At 68.5% G+C, this 23,824-nt stretch carries 24 protein-coding genes and 1 pseudogene; 6 read left to right on the forward strand and 19 right to left on the reverse strand.

Annotated features, from left to right (window positions below; all coding sequences use genetic code 11):
• Nucleotides 1–333 precede the first annotated feature (333 nt).
• The gene (locus AB0333_RS07630) at nt 334–792 is read left to right on the forward strand and encodes a hypothetical protein (RefSeq protein ID WP_366218116.1); all 459 of its coding nucleotides are present in this window, start codon (nt 334–336) and stop codon (nt 790–792) included.
• 756 nt (nt 793–1,548) lie between these two features.
• Here the strand turns inward: AB0333_RS07630 and AB0333_RS07635 are convergent.
• The 5 genes from AB0333_RS07635 to AB0333_RS07655 all read right to left on the reverse strand — a co-directional run bounded on the left by AB0333_RS07635 (nt 1,549) and on the right by AB0333_RS07655 (nt 6,254).
• On the reverse strand, nt 1,549–2,766 hold the full coding sequence (locus AB0333_RS07635; protein ID WP_366218117.1) for a HAMP domain-containing sensor histidine kinase: 1,218 nt from the start codon (nt 2,764–2,766) through the stop codon (nt 1,549–1,551).
• The gene (locus AB0333_RS07640) at nt 2,763–3,488 is read right to left on the reverse strand and encodes a response regulator transcription factor (protein ID WP_366218118.1); all 726 of its coding nucleotides are present in this window, start codon (nt 3,486–3,488) and stop codon (nt 2,763–2,765) included. Before AB0333_RS07640 ends, AB0333_RS07635 begins: the two co-directional genes overlap by 4 nt.
• A gap of 82 nt (nt 3,489–3,570) precedes the next feature.
• Nucleotides 3,571–4,905, reverse strand: a complete 1,335-nt coding sequence (locus AB0333_RS07645) for a heparan-alpha-glucosaminide N-acetyltransferase domain-containing protein (protein ID WP_366218119.1) — start codon at nt 4,903–4,905, stop codon at nt 3,571–3,573.
• 208 nt (nt 4,906–5,113) lie between these two features.
• The gene (locus tag AB0333_RS07650) at nt 5,114–5,569 is read right to left on the reverse strand and encodes a transposase (protein WP_366218120.1); all 456 of its coding nucleotides are present in this window, start codon (nt 5,567–5,569) and stop codon (nt 5,114–5,116) included.
• Nucleotides 5,570–5,963: 394 nt separating this feature from the next.
• Nucleotides 5,964–6,254: a DUF4307 domain-containing protein gene (locus AB0333_RS07655; RefSeq protein ID WP_366218337.1), complete on the reverse strand. Its 291-nt coding sequence runs from the start codon at nt 6,252–6,254 to the stop codon at nt 5,964–5,966.
• Nucleotides 6,255–6,427: 173 nt separating this feature from the next.
• Between AB0333_RS07655 and AB0333_RS07660 the strand changes: the two genes are divergently transcribed.
• Nucleotides 6,428–6,871 carry a hypothetical protein gene (locus AB0333_RS07660; RefSeq protein ID WP_366218121.1) on the forward strand — a complete coding sequence of 148 codons (444 nt, stop codon included), beginning with the start codon at nt 6,428–6,430 and terminating at the stop codon, nt 6,869–6,871.
• Nucleotides 6,872–6,925: 54 nt separating this feature from the next.
• Here the strand turns inward: AB0333_RS07660 and AB0333_RS07665 are convergent.
• Nucleotides 6,926–7,483: pseudogene (locus AB0333_RS07665) on the reverse strand (ABC transporter ATP-binding protein); the annotation flags it as partial.
• A 35-nt stretch (nt 7,484–7,518) separates the two neighbouring features.
• Here AB0333_RS07665 and AB0333_RS07670 point away from each other — a divergent pair.
• Nucleotides 7,519–9,057 carry a recombinase family protein gene (locus tag AB0333_RS07670; RefSeq protein WP_366218122.1) on the forward strand — a complete coding sequence of 513 codons (1,539 nt, stop codon included), beginning with the start codon at nt 7,519–7,521 and terminating at the stop codon, nt 9,055–9,057.
• A gap of 105 nt (nt 9,058–9,162) precedes the next feature.
• Here AB0333_RS07670 and AB0333_RS07675 read toward each other — a convergent pair whose 3' ends face one another.
• From AB0333_RS07675 to AB0333_RS07695, 5 genes are all read right to left on the reverse strand, one after another.
• A complete protein-coding gene (locus tag AB0333_RS07675) occupies nt 9,163–9,771 on the reverse strand; it encodes a hypothetical protein (RefSeq protein WP_366218123.1) in 609 nt (202 codons plus the stop codon).
• A 19-nt stretch (nt 9,772–9,790) separates the two neighbouring features.
• On the reverse strand, nt 9,791–10,393 hold the full coding sequence (locus AB0333_RS07680) for a hypothetical protein (protein WP_059280867.1): 603 nt from the start codon (nt 10,391–10,393) through the stop codon (nt 9,791–9,793).
• Nucleotides 10,394–10,474: 81 nt separating this feature from the next.
• A complete protein-coding gene (locus tag AB0333_RS07685) occupies nt 10,475–12,262 on the reverse strand; it encodes a TraM recognition domain-containing protein (protein ID WP_366218124.1) in 1,788 nt (595 codons plus the stop codon).
• Entirely contained in the window at nt 12,259–12,732 is a 474-nt protein-coding gene (locus AB0333_RS07690) for a hypothetical protein (protein WP_235586580.1), read from the reverse strand. Before AB0333_RS07690 ends, AB0333_RS07685 begins: the two co-directional genes overlap by 4 nt.
• A gap of 165 nt (nt 12,733–12,897) precedes the next feature.
• Entirely contained in the window at nt 12,898–13,254 is a 357-nt protein-coding gene (locus AB0333_RS07695) for a hypothetical protein (protein ID WP_153007916.1), read from the reverse strand.
• Nucleotides 13,255–13,358: 104 nt separating this feature from the next.
• Between AB0333_RS07695 and AB0333_RS07700 the strand changes: the two genes are divergently transcribed.
• From AB0333_RS07700 to AB0333_RS07710, 3 genes are all read left to right on the forward strand, one after another.
• Nucleotides 13,359–13,679 (forward strand): hypothetical protein, encoded by a 321-nt coding sequence (locus tag AB0333_RS07700; protein WP_366218125.1) that lies wholly within the window; start codon nt 13,359–13,361, stop codon nt 13,677–13,679.
• Between the two features lie 90 nt (nt 13,680–13,769).
• Nucleotides 13,770–14,108 carry a metalloregulator ArsR/SmtB family transcription factor gene (locus tag AB0333_RS07705; protein ID WP_366218126.1) on the forward strand — a complete coding sequence of 113 codons (339 nt, stop codon included), beginning with the start codon at nt 13,770–13,772 and terminating at the stop codon, nt 14,106–14,108.
• A 48-nt stretch (nt 14,109–14,156) separates the two neighbouring features.
• Complete coding sequence (locus tag AB0333_RS07710) at nt 14,157–15,380, forward strand: MFS transporter (protein WP_366218127.1); 1,224 nt, start codon at nt 14,157–14,159, stop codon at nt 15,378–15,380.
• A 39-nt stretch (nt 15,381–15,419) separates the two neighbouring features.
• Here the strand turns inward: AB0333_RS07710 and AB0333_RS07715 are convergent, their stop codons facing one another.
• The 8 genes from AB0333_RS07715 to AB0333_RS07750 form a co-directional block, all read right to left on the reverse strand.
• Nucleotides 15,420–16,937 (reverse strand): ATP-binding protein, encoded by a 1,518-nt coding sequence (locus tag AB0333_RS07715; protein ID WP_059280872.1) that lies wholly within the window; start codon nt 16,935–16,937, stop codon nt 15,420–15,422.
• A complete protein-coding gene (locus AB0333_RS07720) occupies nt 16,934–17,380 on the reverse strand; it encodes a hypothetical protein (protein WP_059280873.1) in 447 nt (148 codons plus the stop codon). The genes AB0333_RS07715 and AB0333_RS07720 overlap by 4 nt, the downstream gene beginning before the upstream one ends.
• Nucleotides 17,381–17,500: 120 nt before the next feature.
• Nucleotides 17,501–18,424, reverse strand: coding sequence for a hypothetical protein (locus tag AB0333_RS07725; RefSeq protein ID WP_366218128.1), 924 nt, complete (start codon nt 18,422–18,424; stop codon nt 17,501–17,503).
• 81 nt (nt 18,425–18,505) lie between these two features.
• On the reverse strand, nt 18,506–19,981 hold the full coding sequence (locus tag AB0333_RS07730; RefSeq protein ID WP_153007917.1) for an SCO6880 family protein: 1,476 nt from the start codon (nt 19,979–19,981) through the stop codon (nt 18,506–18,508).
• Between the two features lie 5 nt (nt 19,982–19,986).
• Nucleotides 19,987–21,417 (reverse strand): conjugal transfer protein TrbL, encoded by a 1,431-nt coding sequence (locus AB0333_RS07735; RefSeq protein WP_366218129.1) that lies wholly within the window; start codon nt 21,415–21,417, stop codon nt 19,987–19,989.
• Nucleotides 21,418–21,447: 30 nt separating this feature from the next.
• On the reverse strand, nt 21,448–21,774 hold the full coding sequence (locus tag AB0333_RS07740) for a DUF6112 family protein (RefSeq protein ID WP_059280876.1): 327 nt from the start codon (nt 21,772–21,774) through the stop codon (nt 21,448–21,450).
• A gap of 128 nt (nt 21,775–21,902) precedes the next feature.
• The gene (locus AB0333_RS07745; protein ID WP_059280877.1) at nt 21,903–22,169 is read right to left on the reverse strand and encodes a DUF6112 family protein; all 267 of its coding nucleotides are present in this window, start codon (nt 22,167–22,169) and stop codon (nt 21,903–21,905) included.
• The gene (locus tag AB0333_RS07750) at nt 22,169–23,818 is read right to left on the reverse strand and encodes a M23 family metallopeptidase (protein WP_366218130.1); all 1,650 of its coding nucleotides are present in this window, start codon (nt 23,816–23,818) and stop codon (nt 22,169–22,171) included. The genes AB0333_RS07745 and AB0333_RS07750 overlap by 1 nt, the downstream gene beginning before the upstream one ends.
• Between the last annotated feature and the right edge of the window lie 6 nt (nt 23,819–23,824).

Below are 23,824 nucleotides of genomic sequence, written 5' to 3' on the forward strand. Positions count from 1 at the left end.
GCCTGGCTGTCCATCATCGGCTACGCCTGCATCGTCTTCAACTTCACCATCGTCAACACGTACTTCCCCGGCCTGCACTCCTACGCCGGCCTCCCTTCATAGGAGCACAGAAGTACACCGGCAACACTGAGCCACCGGCCCGTCTTCCCACCGAACGACTCGATGAGGTCACACCGATGCTGGGTTCCACCCGGGTCCAGCTGCGGACCCGGCTCGGGCCATGTGGCCATGCGTTGCAGCACGGAACAGTCCACGGTTGAGACGGACCTTGATTGGTGCCGCAGTACCCGACCAATGGTCTCCCGGATGGGGCATCCGGGAGACAATGGAGTCATGTACGCCCCGATCGACCTCCAGACTTCCTACGTCACCCAATGGATCGGCACACTCCTGGCGATCGCGGGACTGGCGGTCCTCGCCCACGGGCTATGGCGCCGCAAACGCTACCAAACCCACTTGGACGAAGAGGATGCCCGCTACGCCGGACCTGGACGGTTGAAAGATGCCGTCCGCGAGGGGTTCGCCGGGGCAGGAATCCTCGTCATCGGCCTGACTGCTCTCGCCTACGCGGTCTACGGAGATATCACCACCCAGACCAACATCCAGGAGAACGTCGTCAAAAAATACGGCGTTGAATCGGTGGAGGATAAGGGTTGGCGCGGCAATGCACTCCGCGCCGACATCACCATGCCGGACGGCACCGTCCACCAGGACGTCCTCGTCACCTTCAAGGACTCCGGCGAACCGCAGATCAGCCGCGACCTGAGCGACGACGCCGACGGTACCGAGTAGGCCGCATCGAACATCCACGTTTTCTACCGCACACAGCGTAGTCAATCCACAGATTTACCCCTCCACGTACTTTTGTGTAATTCACGGCAGACTTCATTCTGGGCGATATCCTGGTCGGCCCTCCCTACCAGGGGGGACCTGGGCTTCGATTGACCTACCTATCTCCGATGATCGGTACGGGAGAGGTGCCCACCCACGGCCGTGTTCCAACTGGCCCGAAGGCCAAATCCTTCTTCGGACACGACCGCCCCGATTCGGCCACCAGGTCTCCAAGGGTGTCGGGCCATCACGTACCGTCCGCACACGCGGACATTCGGCCGGACCTGCGCGGTTCCCGTCAGCACACCGGCATCGTCGGTGGGAGGCGTCCCACGGCGGTCGGTCCTCACGTGCACCATCGGGGCGGCGACGGGAGGGGCTGTTCGTCGCGGGCGACGCCCCACCACACGAAGGACTTGCTCCCGTTCTTCGGCCTCGCGGTGGCACCGATGCGGGCGACACCGGCGGCAAGCACGCGCGTGTCGAGTAAGCGGGGCTTGTATCCGGCGCGGCCATAGCGCTGGAGCATTATGTCGAAGACCGCGAGGGCCGAGTCCGGTGCTTGGGGCGGCCGGGCCGGCCTTCGTCCTGCCCGGAACCGGGCGCCTGAAGGATCCGGGACTGGAGATGACATGCCTAGACTGTGCCTGACCCGGCGAGTCACCCCGGCCTCGGCAAGGGACAGTGCTTCGGCCCTCTCAACCATGGGAACATCATTCAGTTGCGCGCGGCCCCTTGCCTGCGGGCCAGGTGGACCGTGAACTCTGATCCTCGGCCGGGGCCGTGGCTGGTAGCCGTCAGGGTTCCGCCCTGGGCCTGGACCAGGGCCTTGCTGATGGCCAGGCCCAGTCCCGATCCCCCGGGTTTCGCTTCGCGTCCCTCGCCGACCCGGTAGAAGCGCATGAAGATGCGGTTCAGATCCTCGGCTGGTATGCCGTCCCCGGTGTCCGTCACCGTATAGATCACCTGTTTCTCCCTTTCGGCCAAGCCCACGGTGACCTGGCCTCCGGCCGGTGTGTGGTGCAGGGCGTTGTCCACCAGGTTGCTCAGGACCTGGTCCATCCGGGCCCGGTCCATCAGGACCGGCGCCAAGGGGGTCCGCGGCATGGAGGCCGTGATCTCCACCTGCCGCGACTTCGCCAGCTGCTCCGCTCCGGCGACCACGTCCACCACGAGGTCGGCGGGGTCCTGCCTGCTGGGGCGCAGGTGGACCATTCCCTCCTCGGCCTGGGTCAGTGACCTCATGTCCTGGGCCAGATGCTCCAGGCGGCTGATCTGACCGGCCAGAATCCCCGAGGTCCGATCATCCAGGGTGACGATCCCGTCCTCAATTCCCTCCAGGTGGCCTTTCAGGTTGGCGAGTGGCGTCCTCATCTCGTGGGCCAGGTCGGCCAGCATCTGGCGTCTGGTCTGGTCGACCGCGTGGAGCTTTGCCGCCATGTCATTGAAGGACCCGGTCAGGTCGTTGAACTCCGATCCCAGCTCGGTGGGTTCGAGGCGGACGCCGTATTCGCCGGAGGCCACCCGGGTGGCCGCACGCCCCACCTCGGAGATTGAGTGGCGGATCCGGCGCGTGATGAGGAAGCTCACGAAGGAGGCAATGACCATGGCCGTCAACCCGCCGATCGTCACGGACAGCAGGCTCACATTCCGGAAGACGTCATCCAGATGGAGGATGGCCCCCACGGCCCGGCCATGCCCCTGCCGGAAGAGTTCATTGATGTACATCTGCGGCCCGAGGAGCAGGGTCGTCACGGCGACGATCACCAGGGCGACTACCAGGACGATGGCCTGGACCACGAGCAGCCGGACCGTCAGCGATGAGCCCTTCGGTTCCGTCTCGCCGGAATCGCCGTCCTCGGGTTCGAGGTCCCACCTGTCCGCGCCCCGGGGTTCCCTTTCACCCTCGTCGGCACCGGCGGACGTTCCCCTCAAGACCGTCCCCCCATCCGGTACCCGATGCCGCGTACCGTGTGGATGTACCTCGGGTTGGCGGCCCCCTCGCCCAACTTCCGCCGCACCCGGGCCAGGTGGACGTCCACGAGGTGCTCGTCGCTCATCCACCCGCCACCCCACACCATCTCGAGCAGCTGGCGTCGACTGAGGGCCTGGTTCGGGTACGCCGCCAGACTGGCCAGCAGGTCGAACTCGGTCTTCGTGAGCATGACCGGTGCCCCGGCAAGACGGACCTCCCGCGCGGCCTCGTCCACGACGAGCTCGCCCACCTCGTGCACACCGCTGCCGGGTTCATCGACGGGTTGCCCTCCCGCCGTCGGAGAGGACCGTGCGCGTCTCATCATCGACTGCACCCGGGCCACCAGTTCACGCGGGCTGAACGGCTTGGTCACGTAGTCATCCGCGCCCAGGGACAGGCCCACGATCTTGTCAACCTCATCGTCCCGGGCAGTGAGCATGAGAACGTGGCACCCGGAGAAGCTCCGGATCTGCCGCAGCACCTCGAAACCGTCGATGCTCGGCAGGCCAATGTCCAGCACCAGGACATCCGGCGAGTACTCCCGGACAACCCCCACGGCTTCGAGGCCGTCGGAGACGACCTCGACGCCGAAGTTGGCGTTCCGCAGGTAGTCGCTCACCAGGCGTGCGAGATCCGGTTCGTCCTCGACGACGAGAACCTGCCCTGCCGTGGATTCAGCCATGGTCACCCTTCGGTTCGGACCCTCGGAATACAGGATACGGCCGTCGGGCAAGGACCCGTCCGCAGGAGCCACCAATGGCCGTTTAGCGGGTGGTTGTGTCCGGGTCGATGGCAGGTTGGTCCGTGTCCCCGGCATGGTCTTCGCCATCGGTGTACATGATGGTGCCCCTGCTGGTCCTGACCGGGGCGCCGAGGTGAGGGTTAATGGGCGACTTCGTGCTGTTGGGTGCGCCGGTGACGAGGCGCCGGGTGCCCTTGGCCGCCAGGGAGACGATCTTCTCCAACGGGCCCTGGCCGATCCAGCGGTTCCAGGCCCAGGCGAACGCGACCGCTGCTGCCAGGTGCGCCAGGAACCACAGGAAGGGTTCGTAATAGTGGAGCTCGACGCTCAGGGCGACCAGATGCGCGGAGTAGAGGGTGAGGGTCATGGCACCCATGGCCGCCAGAGGGATCAGCCACCGTCCGGCCTGGCCGGCGATGAGCAGGAACAGGCCCGCCGCAAGTAGTGCCATGCCCAGGCTGCCGGCGATGGCCAGGGGCATGTTGGTGTGGGGGGTGGCAATGGCCAGCCACCAGCCGGAGGTGTCTGGAACGAGCTCCGGTCCGTAGACGAGGGCTTCGTCCAGGCTGTCCTCGGTCATCCCCGTGGCCAGTAGCGCCTGGTAGCCTCCGGCGGCGTAGAGCAGGATATAAGAGGCCGTGTTGGCCAGGATGGCCAGGGCCGCACCGATCCCGGCAATGGCAGCCTGCACCCGGGTACTGCGCAGATCCAGCCGGCCCAGACCGAGACCGACGAGGATATAGGTCATGTAGGGCAGGGCCGGGTAGGTGCCGGTCAGCAGTAGCTGGGAGGCCACGGAGGCGGGATCGGCCAGGATGTGCTCAAGGGTCGGGTTGTAGGAGGCCCAGTCGGGCAGCACCGGGGGCAACTGCTGGAGCAGGATGGGTGAGACGATGCCGAAGACCGCGGCGCAGATGAACAGGGCCTTGGGCCCGAGGTGCAGGAACGGGATGGCCAGCAGGAAGAACGCCGCGTAGTACATCAGGATGCTGTACGCGGGAGGCTCGCCATTCTGTGGCATGAGCGAGGCGATGACCAGTGCCACCCCGGCGATCAGCGCGGCCCGGACGACCAGGCTCACCCGGTCCCCGGTCATCTGCCGGCCCCGGTGCGGGGTGCGCCCACCGGAGGACAGGGCCAGGCCGACACCGGCCAGCAGCGCGAACAGGGCCGCCGAATCCCCCGAGAACAGCCGCCAGACTAGGGTGGGCTCCCCAGTCTCCTCGTCGTAATTCGGCAGGATGTGAATGGCCATCAACCCGATCAGCGCCAGGCCCCGCGCAGCGTCAATGCCGATCAGCCGTTTCCGGGACCGTTTCTTGATCGCAGCGGGAGGGTCCACAACGGCCCCTTGCATGACCTCATCCGAACTCATCACTGTTCCCTGACTCTCTGTTGACGTCCCGCCGCGATGCATCGTGCACCACCGCCCCCGCCCGCGGCGCACACCCGGGAACCGGTGTGATTCCAGACTCGGGGCCGAACATTGAGGGATCCGAACGAAAGTCTCAAGATTCGATGAAGATTCCTGCGGGGACGACAGAAGGTGCACGGCGTGCGCCCCGTTACCTTCTTCGTAGAGTATGTGGGTGTGTTGGCCGGAAGTAGTGCCCCATAGAGTGGTGTAACGCACAGGTGGTCAGCACGTCGTAACCGGCATCGGCGACCACCAGGATCGCCGGATCTTCCGGCCGGTGGAGCCCGGCCCGGGCCAGGTTCTCGATGACGTCGCGCAACTGGCCGGCGGTGACAGCGGTGGCATCGTCATCGGGGTGCAGGCGCACCACGTCCAGCAGCGCCGTCCACGAGGTCGCTCCGGATCCCAGGGCGGCCACGACCCAATAGGGCCAGCCCGGGATCATCTGCGCCTGGCCGCGACCGCGGGGATAGGTGTGGCAGAACGCCCTCTCGGCGCTGGTGCCCGCATCGGGTCGCAGCCAGTTCGACACGTCCACGGCCAGCACGATCCGCTCCGCCCCGTCCGGGCCGGCGATCCTGGGCAGCGGGCCGGCAGTGAGCACGTCCCGTTACCGGCCAGCATCAACCGCCCCGGCGTTCAGCGCGTCGTAGAGCGTCATGGCCGCGCCGGTGCTCGACCTGAAGGGACAAATGTGCCAGATCTGTCACCGGGCCCTGAGAACACAGGACCGCGTCGGTGAGTTCGAACAACTCGTCCCCGCGGCCGGTCAGGCACGAGTGCAAGCCGGTCCGGAACCGGTCAAGGCACCTCACCCCATCGCCCGGTAGCGGTGAGGGTGTGACGTCCTCAATAATCATGGAGCGGCCGCCGTTTCTGGTGCTTCCCCTTGCCTGATAACAAGAAGCATCGGAACGGCGGCCGTGTTCACTGCCGCGACACGCCGGACAGGCCCAGACCGATCACGGCCCAGAACTCAAACAGGTTAACCAACAAGTTTAGGCGTCCCGCTCGATCCAACACGAGTTGACGCCGCCGTTCACACCGAGCGAATCGGTGCGCAGGTTGACGTCGTAGTACCGAGAATTGTCCGAGGGAAGGGGGTCGCCTGCGGTGTCCCCGACCTTTGCGGGACCGATGGTGACCGTACGCCAGCCCACGATCGCGTAGTTTTCGGAGAGCACTTGAATGGCACAGGCCACGGTGTCCTCGAAATCCTGGGTGACTTCGAACGTCACCGAGGCCCGCGTTGGGGCGTCAATGGTGTATCCAACGTCCTTCCAGGACAGCGAGTCCTAAGAGGACGGGAACGCCAACCAGGCGGTGGCGGCCACCGCTACCACTAGGGCGGCGGCAGCGATCCAACGGCACCGTCGGGCCAGGAATGACGGCCGATCATGCGGGGGCCGCCATTACGCGGCCCGTGGTCTGCCGGGGCGGGCGTCCGGGAGAGAATGGAACCATGTACGCACCGATCGACCTCCAGACACCCCTCGTCACGCAATGGATCGGCACGCTCCTGGCCATCGCGGGACTGGCGGTCCTCGCCCACGGGATATGGCGACGGAAGCGTTACCTTGCCCACTTGGACGACGAGGACGCCCGCTACGCCGGACCGGACCGGATCAAAGACGCTTTCCGCGAGGTGTTCGCCGGCGCAGGCATCCTCGTGCTCGGTCTGGCGACTCTTGCCTATTCGATCTACGGACACATCGCCTCGCAGACCAACATCCAGGAGAACGTCGCCAACAAGTACGGGGTCGAATCGGTGGAAGACAAGGGTTGGCGGGGCAATGCGCTCATGGCCGACCTGACCATGCCGGATGGCACCGTCCACCAGGATGTCCTCGTCACCTTCGAGGACTCCGGTGAACCGAACATCAGTCGCGACCTGAGCGGCTCGTAGGCTCGGTCAACGCCGGACCCTGGCACAACGATCGGCGAAGCCGGACAACGACGCCTAGCCCTCGGCGATCTCGCCGGCCTCGAGCCAGGCCATCTCGGCCTCGTCCTTGCGCTCGTGCAGGTCCTGCAGCTGGGCGTTGGCCTCGGCCAGGGCACCGAAGTCGCCGGACGCGGACAGGGTGGCCATCCGCTCGTGCAGCGCGGCTTCCTCCTGGGTCATCCGGGCCAGCTGCTTCTCCAGCTTGGCGGCCTCCTTGCGGGCGGCCCGCTTCTCGGCCTCGCTGACGCCGCCCGGCCCGGCGGCTCCCCCACCGGACGTCCCGACGCCGGCCCCGGAGCCGGCGGCCCCCGCACCGTGCGCCCCGGAGCCGGTCCCGCCGAAACCGGTGCCGCCGGCCTCCTGCGCCGCGCGCAGCTGCAGGTACTGCTCCACACCCCCGGGCAGATCCCGGATCTGGCCGTCGCCGAGCAGGGCCAGCTGGTGGTCGGTGACCCGTTCGAGCAGGTAGCGGTCGTGGGACACCACGACCAGGGTGCCGGGCCAGCCGTCCAGCATGTCCTCCACCGCGGCCAGGGTGTCCGTGTCCAGGTCGTTGGTCGGCTCACCCAGCAGCTAGATGGCAGATGCAGTAGGAGCACCTGTCTGTCATGGAGACTCAACTACCCACCCGACCACCGGCTTCCGAGATCAAGGCTCTCATATACACGCGAGCCTCGATGGATCGTCACTACCTCATGCGCTCGACCGACGATCAGGAGACGGACTGCCGCGCCTGGTGCGCGCAGCAGGCGTGGAATGTCGGCAGGGTCATCACCGACGCCAACCGTTCTGCGTCGAAGTGGCGCACCCGCGAGCGTGAGGGATTCGAGGAGGCGCTCCACCTGATCGCCTCGAAGAAGTATGACGCGTTCGTGACGTGGGAGCCCTCCCGCGCCGGACGCGAGCTACTGGCGTACGTGCAACTGCGTGCGGCCTGCCAGGAGGCTGGCGTCCTGTACCTAACGAAGGGCCGGGTCTACGACTTCTCCCGCCACGACGACAGCTTCATGATGGGGCTGGAGTTCCTCACTGCGGAGAAGGACGCCGCAGTGATCCGTGACCGGCAGCTGCGCACCGTGCGGCTCAACGCGCAGAAGGGTCGCCCACACGGCCGGCTCCCCTACGGGTACCGCAGGGTGTACGACGAGCAGACGCGAGCGCTGGTTCGTCAGGAGATCGACCCAGAGAAGGCCTCGATCATCATCACGGCCGTCGACGAGATTCTGGACGGAGTCTCGATCAACAACATCGTGACTCGCCTGAATCGCGCGGGGGTGCCGACCCCGATGAAACCGACGTCAGACCAGTCGCGAGGGTGGATGAGCTCAACCCTGCGCCAACTCGTCAAGAGTCCAACGATCGCGGGCCTGCGCATGTACCAGGGCGAGGTCATCGGTGAAGCGGACTGGCCGGCGATCATCCCGGTCGAAAAGTGGGAGAAGGTCAACCAGATCCTTGCGGACCGGGCTCGCCGCACCCGGTACGTGGAAGAAGGAAACCATAGCCACCCCAGGTGGCTGCTGTCCTTCATTGCCAGATGCGGCTTCTGCTCGCACCCCTTGGTTCGCATACATGGTGCCGTGGATCGCAAGCGGACTGGACTGCCTCGCGACAACTACATCTGCGGCAAAGTGGGGTGCCGGAAGGTCAGTATCGACATTCCCTACACGGATGCTTACGTCACCGGCGCACTACTTGGTTGGCTGTCCAAGCCCGAGAGCCTAGCGGTCATTCTTGGCCCGGACGACAACTGGAACGAGCGGGTCCGCGAAGCCCAGGATCATGTCGCCGCACTGCGCAGGCGCCTCGCCGACGCAGCGGGCGAGTATGCAGAGGGCCGGATCAGCATGACGATGCTGGCCGATGTCGAGGAACGCCTCAAGCCCGAGATCGAACGTGCCGCGAAAGCCGCCGTTCCCCCGGTCGCCGACAGGCAACTCCTCGCACTGATCCAGACGAAGGATCTGGATGCCGCGTGGGAAGCTCTCGACCTGGTCGAGAAGCGCCGCATGCTCAAGATGCTGCTCGACATCCGGATCGAGAAGGCCAAGACCATGGGAGGCCGCTTTGATCCGGCGCGGATCAAGATCACTCCTCGGTTCTCGGTTCCCGAGACATATCAATGGAGGCGACCAGAATCGTCCTGACCGCTGCGCCCTGACAGTCAGTCGGCGGTAGGAACGACGCGCCGAGCTCTCGCCCCAGTTCCTGGAGCCGGGAGAGCTCGGCGCTCGTCTGCTGGGCTGCGGTGCTCATCGCAGTTCCCCGGTGCGCGGGTCGGCGCCGGCGAAGAAGGCGTCCTCGGCGGCGCGGCGTTCGGCGACTAGTGCGGCGACGTATTCGACGAAATCGGCGTCGCGGTCGGCGACGAACACGTCCTCGACGGGGTCGGCGGGGTCCTCGCCGGGCCAGGTCGTCTGCCGGGTGGGTCGGTCGCGGTCCAGGCGGGTGCCGGAGGCGGCGACCCATTCGCGCAGCCTGGCGCGGGCGTCGGCGAAGTCGCGATGCCACCCGAACGGGGCGCTGCCGTTCTGTTCTGGGTGGTAGGCGCACAGCCAGTGCAGATGCAGTGCGGAGAGTTCCCAGACGAGTTCGTCGTGGCGGTGCCAGAACGGTGGGAGGACGCTGGCGGGAAGCCCGTAGGTGCGGCGTGTCGTCTCGACCCACCGGTTCAGTGCGTACCACTCCTTTTCGAGCTCGTCGGCGCGCAGCAGGTACCAGTTCACCGGGTGCGGCGGGCCGGGGTCCTCCTCGTCCTCGTCTCGGAGCATCTCCTCGTCGTCGAGGTCGAGTTCGTTCTCGGGCAGCTCGTCCACGGCAGGTTCACCGGGGGTCTCGTGGTCGCGGTCGTCATCGGTCATGATCGGGGCTCCTCGGTGCTCACAGGCCCATGGCCGGCGACTGCCGGTCGGGCCGGTACTCGGGCGGGGCGAACGCGGCCGGCGTCTGTTGCTCGGCCACCTGCCGTTCCGGCTGCTCGGCTGCCGGCTGCTGCCTGGCGTGCTGTTGCTCGGGGACACCGGAGCCTGCGGACTGGTGCGCGGCGTCGCGTTCGGCGGCGGGTCGCTGGGCCTGTTCGCGGCGCGGGGTGCGGTCGACCTCGTAGGTGGTGCGGGCCATGTCGTGACCGAGCGCGGTCGCGACGAACCGCTGCTTCGTCTCGCCGGTGGTTTTGGACTGGTAGTCCTCCATGCGCCCCTCGGCGATGAAGAAGTCGTTCTTGGCGAGTTGCTTGTAGGCGCGCACGGCGACGCCCTTGTAGGCGACGAGGTCGTGGTAGGTGTTCGGCAGACGGGTGTAGGTGCCGTCGGCCTCGTAATCCCAATGGCGCTGCTCGACCTTCGCGTAGAACGCCGCCTTGCCCTTCTGGGTGGTGCCCAGCGTCGGCTCGGACTTGATGCTTCCCTTGAAGGACTCGCGGACATCCGCGCCCTGTTCGGGCTGGGTCTCGGGGCCGGTTCCTGGGGTCTCGTGCTCGGCCATGATGCTGCTCCTGTCTCCCTGATGCGGCCACTCGTCGTGGTGGCCGTCGTGACAGGCAGGTGCACACGAGCTGTCCCGGAACTACCGGGGCGGGTCGAGGCGGCGCAGCAGCGCCTCGATCTCGGCCCGGTCGGTCTTGAGTTGGTCGGCGTCGGCGCGGGCGGGCCAGGCGCGCAGATCGGTGACGATCGGCGGGGCTGCGCGCAGCAGGGTCACCGCGGTGCCGAACGGGAGGGTGCGCAGCCGGTCGGGTGGGAAGATCGCGACCCTGCGCACGGAGCGCTGGTTCTGGCGAGTGCCGTGATCACCGAGAGTGATCGAGTCGGTGTACTCATCGCGTTCACCGATCAACGTGGACAGGTCTTGGAGGTCTTTGCTGTTCGAAGCCCCGCCGAGGAGGATCTTCACAATGGAGGCATCCCAGATCGCGCCGGCCTGGTTCTCCGACCACTTGTCGCGCGCCTGCGCGAGGGACTGGAGCACGGGCAGACACGTGATTCCGGTGCCGCCGCCCTCGGCCATCAGCGTCGGCAACGACGGCAGCGGGGCGAGGTTGCCGATCTCATCCAATGCCAAGAGCAGTGGCGGGTCGAGGCGGGCTCCGGGTGAGCGGGCCGCGATCCGCCGGGCGGTCTCCACGAGATCCTCGACCAACGCGGCGACCAGTGCTGCGGAGGCGCCGGCTCCGGCACCGGTTGCGAGGAGGAACAGGGTGCCGCGATCGCGGATGAATGCCTCGGGGTCGAACTCCTCGCTGGGGCCGGGGCTGACGGCATCGAGCACCCGCGGGTCGGCGAGAGCACCGAGGGCGAGAGAGACGCCCTGCCAGATCGAATCGCGGGTCCTGGGGTCGGCGTCGATCATGGATTCCAGCGAGTCCGCCCACCCCGTGGCCGCGTCCGGGCTGTTGGTGAGGATCGCGACAGCCTCCGCCGCAGCGGAGGGGTCCAGGGTCCAGCGAAACAGCTCCGCCGGTGACCTGTGATCCAGCGCAGCCGCGTGCAGGAGAGCCTGCAGCGCGGTGCGGGTCTTGCCTTCCCAGAATCCGCCGGACTCCACCCCGCCGGCCGACAGTCCCGTGGCCGAGGCGAGGCCGGTGGCGCGGATCATCGCGGTGAGGGGGTCGGCGCAGCCGCGCACGGGCGACCACCGCATCCCCGCCGGCACGCCCTCGGCGAGGTGCTGGGGGTCGAACACGGCGACCGGGCCGTGTTTCTCCCTCGCGCGCAGGGTCGCGGTGAGGTTGTCCGGGCGGGTGCTGGTGGCGATCACCGCCCCCGGTGCGTCGAGGATCGCGGGGATCACCACGTGCAGGCCCTTGCCTGAGCGGGGTGGGCCGATGAGCAGGATCGAGTCCTCGACGCTGGCCCACACCTCCCGGCCCCGGCACGTCCCGAGCCGGTAGCCGACATCCGCCGGGGTCGGCTTGGCGAGTGAGGGTCGCAGGTTCCCGGCGCGGGTGAGCAGCGCCGCAGGTGAGGCGACCGTGGCCACCTCGTGGCGGGTCGCGACCCCGGCGGTGGTGTGCGGGTCGACTTCGGTCTTGCGGGCGTGCCGGCGCAGCCGCGTCCACACCCAGCAGCCTCCGGCGACCAGCCCGGCCAGCAGCACGACGGTCACGGCCCAGTATGCGACCGCGCTCATCCCTGGCGCGTCGAGCGCGGCGGCGGGATCGCCGGGCTGGAACAGGACCGAGATACCGGAGGCGGGGCCGGCGGCTGGCTGGTCGGTGCCGGTGAGGAACGCGGCCACCGATCCGGCGCCGCGCAGGATCAGGGCGAGGCCGAACAGCCCTACCAGTCCGATCATCGCCGCGTTGGTCAGCTCGTCGCCGAAGCTGCCGCTCTGGCGGCCCTGCGGGACGCTCATCGCAGCCTGCGCGCCACGACCGTGCCGGAGACGCGCCCGACCAGCAGCACCTCGGCGGCATCCCCGACCTGGCGCGGATCGAGCAGCACCCGCGCCGTGCCGTCGCCGGCCGCGTCGGTGTGGGAGACGAGCACGGTGCAGGCAATGTCCTCCCCGGCGACGAACCCCTCCCCGGTGACCTCGATCAGCGCCGGCACCATCTTCTTCGGCCGTCTCGTCTTCGGGGCCGGCTCGGGTGCGGTCTCGCGGTCGCGTGGCCTTGCGGCGACGAGCTCGGTGAAGCTCGTGCCGTCGGCCTCGTGCACCTCCACCCGCACCGGCACCGCACGCTCCTGGCTGGCGTGGTCGATGATCTGCGGGAACGCGGCCCGCGACCACGGCCGCTGGGTATCGTCGGGCAGATACGCGGTGCCGTCGATCATCACGGTCATCGACCCGTCGGCGTGGATATCGAGGATCACGGTGCGCATCGATACCGGCACCGGCTCAGGGAGATTCGCATGTCGTCTCATGCCGGCCAGGTGCACAATCCCGCTCCCGGGAAGGTCGTCCTGGCCGCTGCTGGCGCAGCCGCCGGGCCTCGTCCAGGGAGAAGATGATCACCCCGTGGGGTCTCGATGCGTCCGTGCAGTCCATCACCGATCCCCACCCGGCAAGGTTGGTGATGAACACCCGTTGCTCGATCTGCGCAGCACACGCAGCACATGACGTCCGCCCCAGTGACTGTCGGCGGCCGCGCAGCGGCAGGACGATCGTGCACACCGCCACGCGGTGTTGATGATCCCCGGCGCTCCGGTCCAGAACGCGCCGGTCAAGAAGGCGTAGAGGCCCCAGACCAGCGCGTTGGCGATCACGCAGACCTGACCGGTCACACTGATCCCCCGTAGACGCTCCGGGCGGCGCTGGTTCGTCCAGGCGTGCCGGGCTTGGGGCAGGAACAGCACGAACGCCAGGACGGTGCCGGCCATCCCCACCCAGGAGACCAGTTCCACGACTACGGCGCCCCTGGACCGTCACCGCTCGCGTCAGGATTCGAGAACGTGCGGGGAAGTGTCTCTATTACTTCGAGTTCATCTCCGCATCTCATAGGTGGAAGGTGCGCCCCGGCCGCCGGGCTACTAGGTTCGTCGCGCATCGAAGAACGACTGACGAGTCTTCGGGATTCTCGAAGGAGAGCACCGCGCCCAGACTGCTTGCTCCCGGCCACACGTTCCCCTGGAAGAAAGCCGGCCTGAACCCTCGGTCGCTGCGCAGCGACCGCATCCTGCAAGAGATCTACGCCACCGGCGGCGACGTGCGCCGCATCTGCGATCTCTTCGGCCTCACTATCGGAGGCGCATCCCGCTACGCCGCGACCCTCGGACACCCCTCGTTCCACGAGGAGATAGCAGGCCCGCACTACGACCTCGCCGACTAGGGCTAGGCAGGAACCCAGACAAGAACCACACCGCTCTCGACTCACAAGTGTTATTATCTGCGTATGGATGCAGACAATAAGGTATATGGGATGGACCCGGCATCGGAGTTCGTGGACCTCGCGGCCGAGGTGCTGGGACTGCTGTCCGATCCGACGAGGATCAGGATCGTGCTCGCCCTGCGTCAGACGGAGGAGCTGCCGGTGAATGCGCTGGCGGAGCTGGTCGGGAAGAAGCCCTCGGGGGTGTCGCAGCATCTGGCGCGGTTGCGGATGGCGCGGATGGTCACGACCCGGCAGGAGGGCACGAGCGTGCTCTACCGTCTCACCGACGAGCACGCGGTCGCCCTGGTGGTCGAGGCGATCAAGCAGGCCGAGCACGCCGTCGCGAACGGGCACATCCCGCCCCACCACCACGCGCCCCGCGTATAGCGCTTTCGCGTCCGCAATACCCGTTCTCGACTCGTTAGGCCTCATCTCATGCTCGCCGTGTTACGCAATCCCACCTACGCGAAGCTGTTCAGTGCGCAGATCATCGCGCTGCTGGGCACGGGCCTGCTCACCGTCGCGCTCGGGCTGCTTGCTTTCGACATCGCCGGAGGCGACGCCGGGATCGTGATGGGGGTGGCGATGACGATCAAGATGGTCGCCTACGTCGCCGTCTCACCCGTCACCACCGCGCTCACTGCCCGCCTGCCACGCAAGCCCCTCCTGATCGGGGCCGACCTCATCCGCGCAGGCGTCGCGGTCTCGCTGCCGTTCGTGACCGAGGCGTGGCAGATCTACCTCCTGATCTTCCTCCTGCAATCCGCGTCGGCAACGTTCACCCCTGCGTTCCAGGCCGTCATCCCCTCCGTCCTCCCGGACGAGGGCGAATACACCCGCGCCCTGTCGCTGTCGCGCCTGGCCTATGACCTGGAATCGCTGGTGAGTCCGATGCTCGCCGCCGCGCTGCTGACCGTCATCAGCTTCCACGACCTCTTCGCCGGCACCGTGATCGGGTTCCTCGCCTCCACAGCCCTCGTGATCGCGACTCGGTTCCCGCACATCGAGGCCCCTCCGCCGACACCGTTCTTTGACCGTCTCACCAGAGGCGTGCGCGGTTTCTGGGCCAGCCGGGAGTTGCGCGGTCTGATGGGGCTGAACCTCGTGGTCGCGACGGCTACGGCGATGGTGATCGTGAATACCGTCGTCCTCGTCCAGGGCGACCTCGGCCGCCCGCAGACCGATGTCGCGCTTATGCTCGCCGCCTACGGGGGCGGCTCCATGCTTGTCGCGCTCGGCATGCCCAAACTCCTCGACACCCTGCCCGACCGGAACGTCATGCTCACCGGCGGCATCGCCATCCCCGTCCTGCTGCTCGCCGCGACCGGGGTCATCGCATGGGCGGAGGGCACCGGGCAATGGGGCGCGCTCCTGGTCTTGTGGGCGCTGATCGGGGCGGCGACCTCCACAATCCTCACCCCCTCCGCCCGGCTGCTACGCCGGAACAGCACCGAGCAGAACCGTCCCGCGGTGTTCGCGGCGCAGTTCTCCCTCTCCCACGCCTGCTTCCTCATCACCTACCCCCTCGCCGGTGTCCTCGGCGCGACCATCGGCCTGCCCGCCGTGGCACTCGTCCTCGTCGGCATCGGCGTACTCGGCACGATCGTCGCCACGACTGCCTGGCGGCCCTCGTCCTGCGTGAAGTCATCGGTTCCGTGAACCCGCACCCTCGGCTACGCTGAAAACGGTGGTGAGCACTCAGGTTCCCTGGATTTCCGAACGAATTCCCCGGAACCCGTCACTTTCATCTGACATGCGGCTGGTGGTGTCGAAGAGCTCGTACTCGGCCGGGTGGAGCTGGTGCTGGACGACGAAAGAGCGTTCCTTGATCCGCCACAGCCCCTGTCCGGTGCCCAGCGTCGGCAGCAGCTCGCGCTCGGTGCCGGTCAGTCCGAGGGTCTTCGCGGTCGTGCCCAGCTGGTCGGACTCCTGCCGGTAGATGATGCGGGACTCCGCATTCGCGAGCAGCGAGTTGGCCAGTGAGCGCATGGCAGAGCCCTGGTCGCCGACGTTCTCCAGGTCGGTGAGCTTGTGGAAGATCAGCATGTTGCTGATCCCGTACGCTCTCGCCAGCCGCCAGTGCGCATCCATCCGCTTGAGCAACGCGGGTTCGCTCATGAGGCGCCAGGCTTCGTCGTAGATGCACCAGCGCTGTCCGCCGTTCGGGTCCAGCAGTGCCGATTCCATCCACGCGCTGGAGCACGTCATCAACACCGACACCAGCGTCGAGTTCTCGGTGACTCGCGACAGGTCCAGGGACACCATCGGCAGGGTCGGGTCGAACACCTCAGTCGACGGGCCATCGAACAAGCCGGAGAGATCGCCGGAGACGAGTCGTCGGAGCGCGTGACCGACCATGCGTCCGTCCTCGGCCAGTCGCCCGTCAGGATCGTTGGTGGGGCGCAGGAGGTGGTCGACGATCATCGGCAGGATCGGCACCTCGTTCTCTCGCACCGTCTCGGCGAGGGCGGTATCGATCGCGGTGTGCTCCAGCGGCGACATGGGCCTGGCCAGCACGGTCTCGGTGAGCGCGCCGATCAGGTCGCGGCGGCGGGAGGCGACCGTCGTCTCCCACTCCGCATCGCTGAGCCCGGAGGGGCGGTAGCCCTCGTCGAGGGGGTTGAGGCGGGTGGGCAGGCCGTGGCCGAGCTGGATCGCCCGCCCGCCGACGGCGCGGGCGATCTCGGTGTGCTCGCCTTTCGGGTCACCCGGAACGTAGACCCGTCGCCCGAACGGCAGGCTGCGGGTGTAGAGGCTCTTGGCGAGGGAGGATTTGCCACTGCCGACGATTCCGGCGACGACGACGTTCGGGGCGGTGATGACCCCGGTCTGATACAGCACCCACGGGTCGTAGACGAACGAGCCCCCGGAGTAGAGGTCCTGACCGACGAACACGCCCGCCGGGCCCAGGCCTCCCTCGGCGAGGAACGGGTACTGGGCCGACAGGGTCGCGGAGGTGTCCTGGTGGCGGGGCAGCCGGAACCGGCCGGGCGTCCGCAAGGTTTGCTTGCCGGGCTCCCCGGCGGCGGGTAGGTACCGGGTGGCCTTGCGCTCGGCCCGCTCGGCCTCGGCCTTGGCTTTCGCTTCCGCGACCTCGCGGCGGCGCTGCTCGGCCTGCAACCGGGCGGCGGCCTGTCGGCGCTGCGCCCGGAGCCGGCGTCGCTCGGCGGCCGGGGCGACCAGCACGGAGGTATGCAGGCGTTCCTTCTCGCTCACAGACCCAACCCCCGTCCCTGACCTGTGCTGGACCCGGCGGGGTGCGGGTCGAACCACGACCCTGCCGGCTGCGCGACCCGCGCCTGCCGGTCCGCGCGCAGGGAACGCCGCGTCGCCTGTGTCGGAACGGTGGTGGGGTGTTCGATGGCGGTGACGGCGCCGGTCAGGCGGGTCGTCGTCTCCTCCAGTGCGGTGCCTGCCTGATGGAGCTCGTCACCGATCTGCAGCCCGGTATCCCGTGCGAGGGCCGGGGCGCCGGGGAGGGTGTGGGCGGCTGCGATCCGGTCGATCACTTCCCGCATCGCCGTGGCCGCATCGCGCAGGTCGCCCAGCAGTGCGGTGGTGCCGGGGCCCGTGGTCTGCAGTTCGTCGTCTGCGGCGAGGTGGCGCAGGTTGCGGGCGGCCTCGGTGGCGAACGCGGCGGGATAGTAGACGGTGGACATGACGGCCTCCCAGGCACGAGAACGACGGGGATGTGGTGCAGGTGCGCCCCACCCGCCCGGTCGCGGACATACGGGTGCCGCCGACCCCAAGAGGCGGCGGCACCACGGGAGGTAGTCGGGTCAGATGCCGAGGCCGCGGTCACGCTTGACTGCCGCGACGCCCGGATGCTCGAACCAGGGCCCCTCGCTCACCGGCCCACGCCCGGCGGCACTGCCCGCTTCTCGTCCGGTGGCGCGTGCCCCGCGATCAGAAAGCGCCGCAGCGGCAGCACTCGCCGCGCCCATCGCAGTCCCGGCCGAGGCGGCACCGCCGGCACTGCGGCCCGTGTCGGGGTTCATGGTCGGTGCGGGGGTGTCGGTGTCGAGGCTGTCCTCGGGGGCGATCTGGTGGTGGCGGTAGAGGGCGACGTGGCCGAGGTCCGGGTTGTAGGTCAGCGTGTACTCGCCCTGCTGTGCTTCCTTGTCCAGCGCCCCGGTCGGTGGGGTGTCGTAGACGTAGCCGTTGAGCATGGCCGCGTCCGTGGTTTCCTCGCCGTAGTCGAAGCCGGCCAGGTGCTCGATCGCGGCGTCCGGGCCGTCACGGTCGATCAGCCACAGCACCGCATCGGCTTCACCGCCCTGGAGGAAGACGATGTTCACCCACCGCGACACCGGCCCCTGAACCCCGGCCGTCTCCGTCTCGATGGGTGCGGGCGGGGTGGGGTGCCAGGCGATGCGACCGGCAGCCTGCGAGGCACGGTTCAGCCCCTCCTCGACACGGTCCAGGGCGGCAGCGGCCTCGGAGAGCTCCCCGGCGGCCAGGCGGGCATCACGGATACCGGCGGCGGGGTCTCCGGCATCGTCGAAGGCACGCCCGTCATGGCGGGCGTGGCGGGTAGCGAGCTGCTGGATCGACTGCTGCATCGAGCGCACCCCGGCCAGCAGGTCCCCGATCACCCCGTAGGCGTCCTCGGGGTGGGTGAAGTCGCGGCTGGCGTGCGCCAGGCCGCGCAGCGCCTGCGAGGCCTCCTCGGCATCGGCGACGGTATCGTAGAACGTGGGCATCACAGGCCTCCCAGTGACAGTGGACGATCAGAACAGGGACGTCGACAAGGTGCACCCGGGCCCCACCCATAGACGGAGAGCTCAGACGGTGCGGGTCAGCGGCAAGGCCGCGGCAGTGAACGCGGCGGCCTGCTGGCCGACGAGGCGGCGGGTTTCGCAGGAGGCCTGGATGGCGGCCTGCTCGACCGCGGCGACCGCAGCGTCGAGTTCCTCGATGGTGGGCGCCGAGACGGCGACCAGTCCGGTCACGCGCAGCACGCCGTGCCCGGCGGTGAGATCGGCTTCCTGCTGGAGCACGTCGGTGTATTCGGCGGTCTGGGCGGCGTCCTCGATCTGCCCGATCCGGCGTCGCTGCGCGGCATCGGAGATGTGCTCGACCTTCTTCTTGCGGATGTCACGGGCGGCCTGATCGGTGCGCAGCGGGGTGTAGAGCAGCGACAGGCATCGTCCGATCCCGGAGGAGAGCACCAGCGGGGCGAGGAACCCCGGATACACCATCGAGCGGGGCCACTCGCTGATCCAGAGCACGACGTGGTAGCCGGTATCGGTGCGCAGCCTCGCCCAGGTCTCGGTCACCGCGACCGGGCCCGCGGTGGCCAGCGACTGGCCCATCTCCCCGTGCCGCTCCAAGGTCGCGGCGACGGCCGGGTCGTAGGCGCTGCGCAGGATCACGGCGATCTGCCCCGGAGTCAGCCACCCGACCGGGGTCAGGTCCGCCGAGCGCAGCGCCGCGGTCAGGGTGCTCATCTCCTGGCGCAGCACCGCGGCCGCGCCCCGCAGCCCGCCGCCGGCGGTCCGGATCTGCCGGGCCGCGGCCTTCATATCCAGGCTGAGGCTGATGGTGGTGGCGTGGCGCTCCCCGGCGGGACCGGCACGCTCGATCAGCTCGGCATACGTCCTCGACGCGAAGGAGTCGTCCTGGCTGCCGTGGGCGGCCCACCATTCGGCCAGGCCCGTGCCCGAGTCCGGCAGGGTGCGCTCCAGCACCTGCACGGTCGCGATCCGCCCGGACCGGCAGACGCTGGCCAGCACCCGCCCCCAGGAGGAGACCCGGCGGGCCTGCTCGCCGGGATCGAGGAGCACGAACGCGGGATGGCGGATCTCGCACACCACCGTCAGCGTCGCCTGGTGGGGGTCGTGGATCATGCCCGCCCCGCTCTGCGGGTCGACGTGCTCGCGTAGCCGCGCCATGTCGCCGGGCAGCGCGAGCGTGCCCGCCGGCCTCGGGGCGACGATGCGGCGCCGGTAGGCCAGCTGTCCGCCGGTGGTCCGCCACATCCACCAGGCGGCCACGGGCACCCATTCCACGACCGGGCGCCCGGCGACGGGCATCCAGGTCAGCACGATCGAGGACACCCAGATCGGGGCGGTGTAGGCGATGAGCATCCCGCCGCCGGCGTAGAACGCGCCCACCAGGGACAGCACCCCGACGGCGAGGGTCGCCAGCTGGGTCGCGGACAATCCCAATAGGATGCCGCGGCGAGTCAATCTGCTGAATTTCACCGGAACCAGATCGGTGCCCGTACGCGCTTCTTCGGCGCTGTGCTTGCTGCTCACGAGGATCACTCCTTCCCACCGGTCGGCGGCTTACTGGGCCCGTCGTCGGGCTTCGGGCCGGTCGGCGTGTTCGGCTGCGGGGTGCTGCGCGGCGGGGCCTGCGCGCCCGGCCCACTCCCACCTCCGCCGGTGTTCTGATTGCCGGTGTTCTGGTTGGCGCCGTCGGTGGCGGCCTCGGCCTGGGCGCCGATCTGCTCGCCGGCCTCGGGGCCGGCCGTCGCGGCCTTCTTCGCGACCTCCGCGCCGATGACCACTGCCGCGACCGGTCCCGCGGCAGCTCCCGCACCAGCTGCACCACCGCTGGCACCCGCACCGCCCGCACCTGCTCCAGCGCCGGCATCGGCTCCGCCGCCTGGCGGTGGCGGCGTGCCACCACCTCCACCGCCGCCGCCTCCGCCGGGCGGGTTTCCGCCTCCGGGTGGGGGCGGATCGTCACCCCCGCCGCCTCCTCCACCGCCGCTGCCGTTGGTGTCGAGGATCTTCTTCGGGCCTTCGCCTTGCGGTGTGCCGGGCACCGGGACGGGTCGGTTCATGGCGTTCTTGGCTTCCTGCTCCGAGCCCATGGTGTTGTAGAGGTCGAAGCCGAGGAACGCGATGACCCGGTAGACCATGTAGGGGGCGAAGGCGGCGATCGCGAGCATGACGATGCCGGTGATCGGCTCGGTGATCGCCGTCAGGTCCGCCTCGATGGGGGTTGCCATCTGGGTGATCGCGATGAGGAACACCACCACGAGCACCAGCTTGGAGATGATGAGGGCGAGCACGAACGCCGCCCACTTCCCGATCCACCCGCGGGTGGCATCCCACGCCGCACCGGCGAACGCGAGCGGGGCGAGCACGATCGCGATCAGCAGGAGCGCCTTGCGGATCAGCAGCGAGAACCACACGATCGCGACGGCGGCGACCATGAGCCCGCCGAGGAAGATCGTCACGATCGCCCCGACGCCGGGGGTGGAGATGTTGATGGCGGTCAGGCCGGCGGACAGCAGGATGATCTTGTCGCCCATCGTGGCGGTGGTCTCGCCGGCGGCTTGGATGATCCCGATGGTCAGCTGGTCGGTGATCTCCAGCGCGAGCGCGGCCAGGGTGAGGACCACGAAGGAGCCGAGCACGGCCTTGCCCGCCCCGAGGGCGGCGCGGGACAGCGCGGTGGGGTCGCGGCGGATCAGTCCGAGGATGAGCTGGAAGCAGAAGAAGATCAGCACGATGAACACGCCGATCCCGAACAGCAGGTTGTACACCGACACGTACCCCTCTTGGGTGACGTCGACCAGGGTGGTCGTGTCGAACACCGTCCACATGGCCTCGATCAGCCAGCCCGCCGCCCCGCCGACGGCCTGGGCGAACCAGTCGAACGGGGCGGCGATCAGCGACGCGGCCGCCTCACCGGCGGAGTCGCAGACCGTGGAGATGACGGGAACATCGCACAGCGCCATCACAGACCTCCCTAACACAGATAGGCGGGTTCAGACGGCCTGGCCGACGCCCCAGAAGAAATTGATCAGCGTGACCGCGGCACCGCAGATCACCGCCGCACCGCAGGAGATCAAGACCCCGATCTTGCCGCGGCCGGCCAGGTGGGGGTTGCTGGAGTTGGAGCCGAAGCCCCACACGATCGCCGAGACGATCAGCGCGAGGACGGACAGGATGAGGCCGACGGTCATGACGGCGCCGACGATGGTGCGCAGCTGGTCGATGCCGGGCAGCCCCGAGTCGTTGGGGTCGATGTCGATCTGCATTGGGACGATCGCCAAGCGGGCGAGGGTCCAGGTGGCGAGGGTCGTGATGGTCATGGCAGGGCGCTCCTTCGACAGCTGAGACAGAGGTGTTCTCTCGACCAGGTGCACCCGCACCCGCCAGACACGCAGCTGCGCCCGCCCCCACGAGACCGGGGCGGGCGCAGCAGCTTGAGCGCAGGGATTCAGAGTTGTTGGCCGATGCCGATCAGCCAGTTCATCCACGCGACCCCGGCGCCGGCGAGGATCGCCGCGCCGAGGGCGACAAGCACACCGGTGCGGGCCTTGCCGGCGGCGGCGTAGTTCCCGGACGCGGACGCGATCGCCCAGACGATGCCGGAAATGAGGAGCATCAGGACTGCGATGATGAGCACGAACGTCAACAGGGCGCCGATGACCTCTTCCAGGTCGCCGATGCCGCCCAGGCCCTCGAAATCGGGGAACACGTCCATCAGGCCCCACCACCCGAATCGGCGAGGGTGACGTGGAGGTGGTCTTGGTGCCTCGTGGTGATATCGGTGCCGCGCGTGTAGTCGCGCCAGCCCTCGTCGTCACGGGCGAGGGACCAGATCTTGTCCTGCCAGATGAGGTAGTCGACCCCGAGGATCTCGGCGTGGTCTTTCATCCAGTTTGTGACCTCCCAGCCCGCCTCGATCTGCGCGGGCGTGGGCATCTGCCCGATGGCGTTGCCGAACGCGATATCGCAGGCCCGCCCCAGCGGGTGCTCCGAGACCGTGCCCGGCCGTGGCGAGTAGCACGACCAGGTCGTCTCGGGGAACGCCGCGATCGTCTGCTGATACAGGTGCAGCGTGCGGCGGGTGATCTGCCCATCGCTGGTCGGGTCGTCGACCAGCTCATCCAGGTCACCCGCCGGGGCAGGGTCAGGCTCCCCACCGGACCCATTGCTGCTGTCGAGGTCGCAGTCGCCGGCCGGTGGGCCGGTCTCGGACTCGGGCAGGTCCGCGGCGTCGTGGGCGTTCAGCCAGGCGGCGGGGTCGGTGTGCTCACCGCCGGTGCCCCCGACATAGACCTCGAGGTGTAAGTGCGGGCCGGTGGACTGGCCCGAGGAGCCGACGTCGGCGATGTGCTGCCCGGCCCGCACCCGGTCGCCGGCCTCGACGTGGATGCCGTCGGCCCAGGAATGGATGTACCCGGTGGCGACCTGGTCGCCGCCGACCTGGTGTTCGATGACGACCTTCCCGCCCCAGGCGTCGCTGTACTCGGCGACGGTGACCGTGCCGTCGGCGGCGGCGAGGATGGGCGTGCCGTCCGGGGCGGCGAAGTCGCTGCCGGTGTGGAAGGACTGCTCCCCGGTGATCGGGTGGGTGCGCGGTCCGTACGGGTCGGTCGCCGTCCACATGCCCTCAGGCAGAGGGAACACCACCCGCGAAGACTCCGCCGCCCCGGCCACGGCAGGCACCACACCAGGGTCGGACTCACCGGACGTGCCGGTGGTGCCGAGGAGGGTGTCGAGGATCGTGACGGCGACGGGGCTGTAGTTCTCGTACCGGTCGGGGAACGCCGAGACCTCCACGGCTTGGGCGGCCTCGCCTTTGCCCATGTCTTGCCAGCCGGGGATGTCCAGCAGCCCGCGCGGCGAGGGATGGTTCGGGCCGTCCGGGCCGCCGAAGAACGCTCGCGCCTGATACTCGGGGTCCATCAGCTCTGCGACCGACCCCCACCCGGCCTGCGGGCGCATCTGGAACAACCCCAGGCTGTCGTTGTCGCTGCCATCGCCATCGTTCGGGTAGTCCGCTGACTCCGGGTAGACGCTCGTGTTCGACAGCTGCCGCAGGGTCGACTCGGTCAGTGCGGCCATCAGCGCGATCTGGAGTCCGTCACGGTTCACGCCCTCGACGCCGGAGCCGGTCTCGATGATCGTGGCCGCGTGCGTGAGTTGCTTCTTGTTCAGCGTGAACGACTCCCCATCGCGCGTTTCGACGGCGAGCTCGTCGGGCACCTCGCCGACCTGCAGTCCGCCGTCGGGCACGGTGCAGGCCCAGGTCGCGGCGGGGTTCATCAGCAGCCCGATCCCGACCATCGACAGGAACGGTGCTACCAGCGCCAGTGCGAGCAGTCCGATGGCGAGCTTCTTGAGCACCACGCC

The sequence above is a fragment of the Citricoccus sp. NPDC079358 genome (assembly GCF_040702545.1).
Lineage (GTDB): Bacteria > Actinomycetota > Actinomycetes > Actinomycetales > Micrococcaceae > Citricoccus.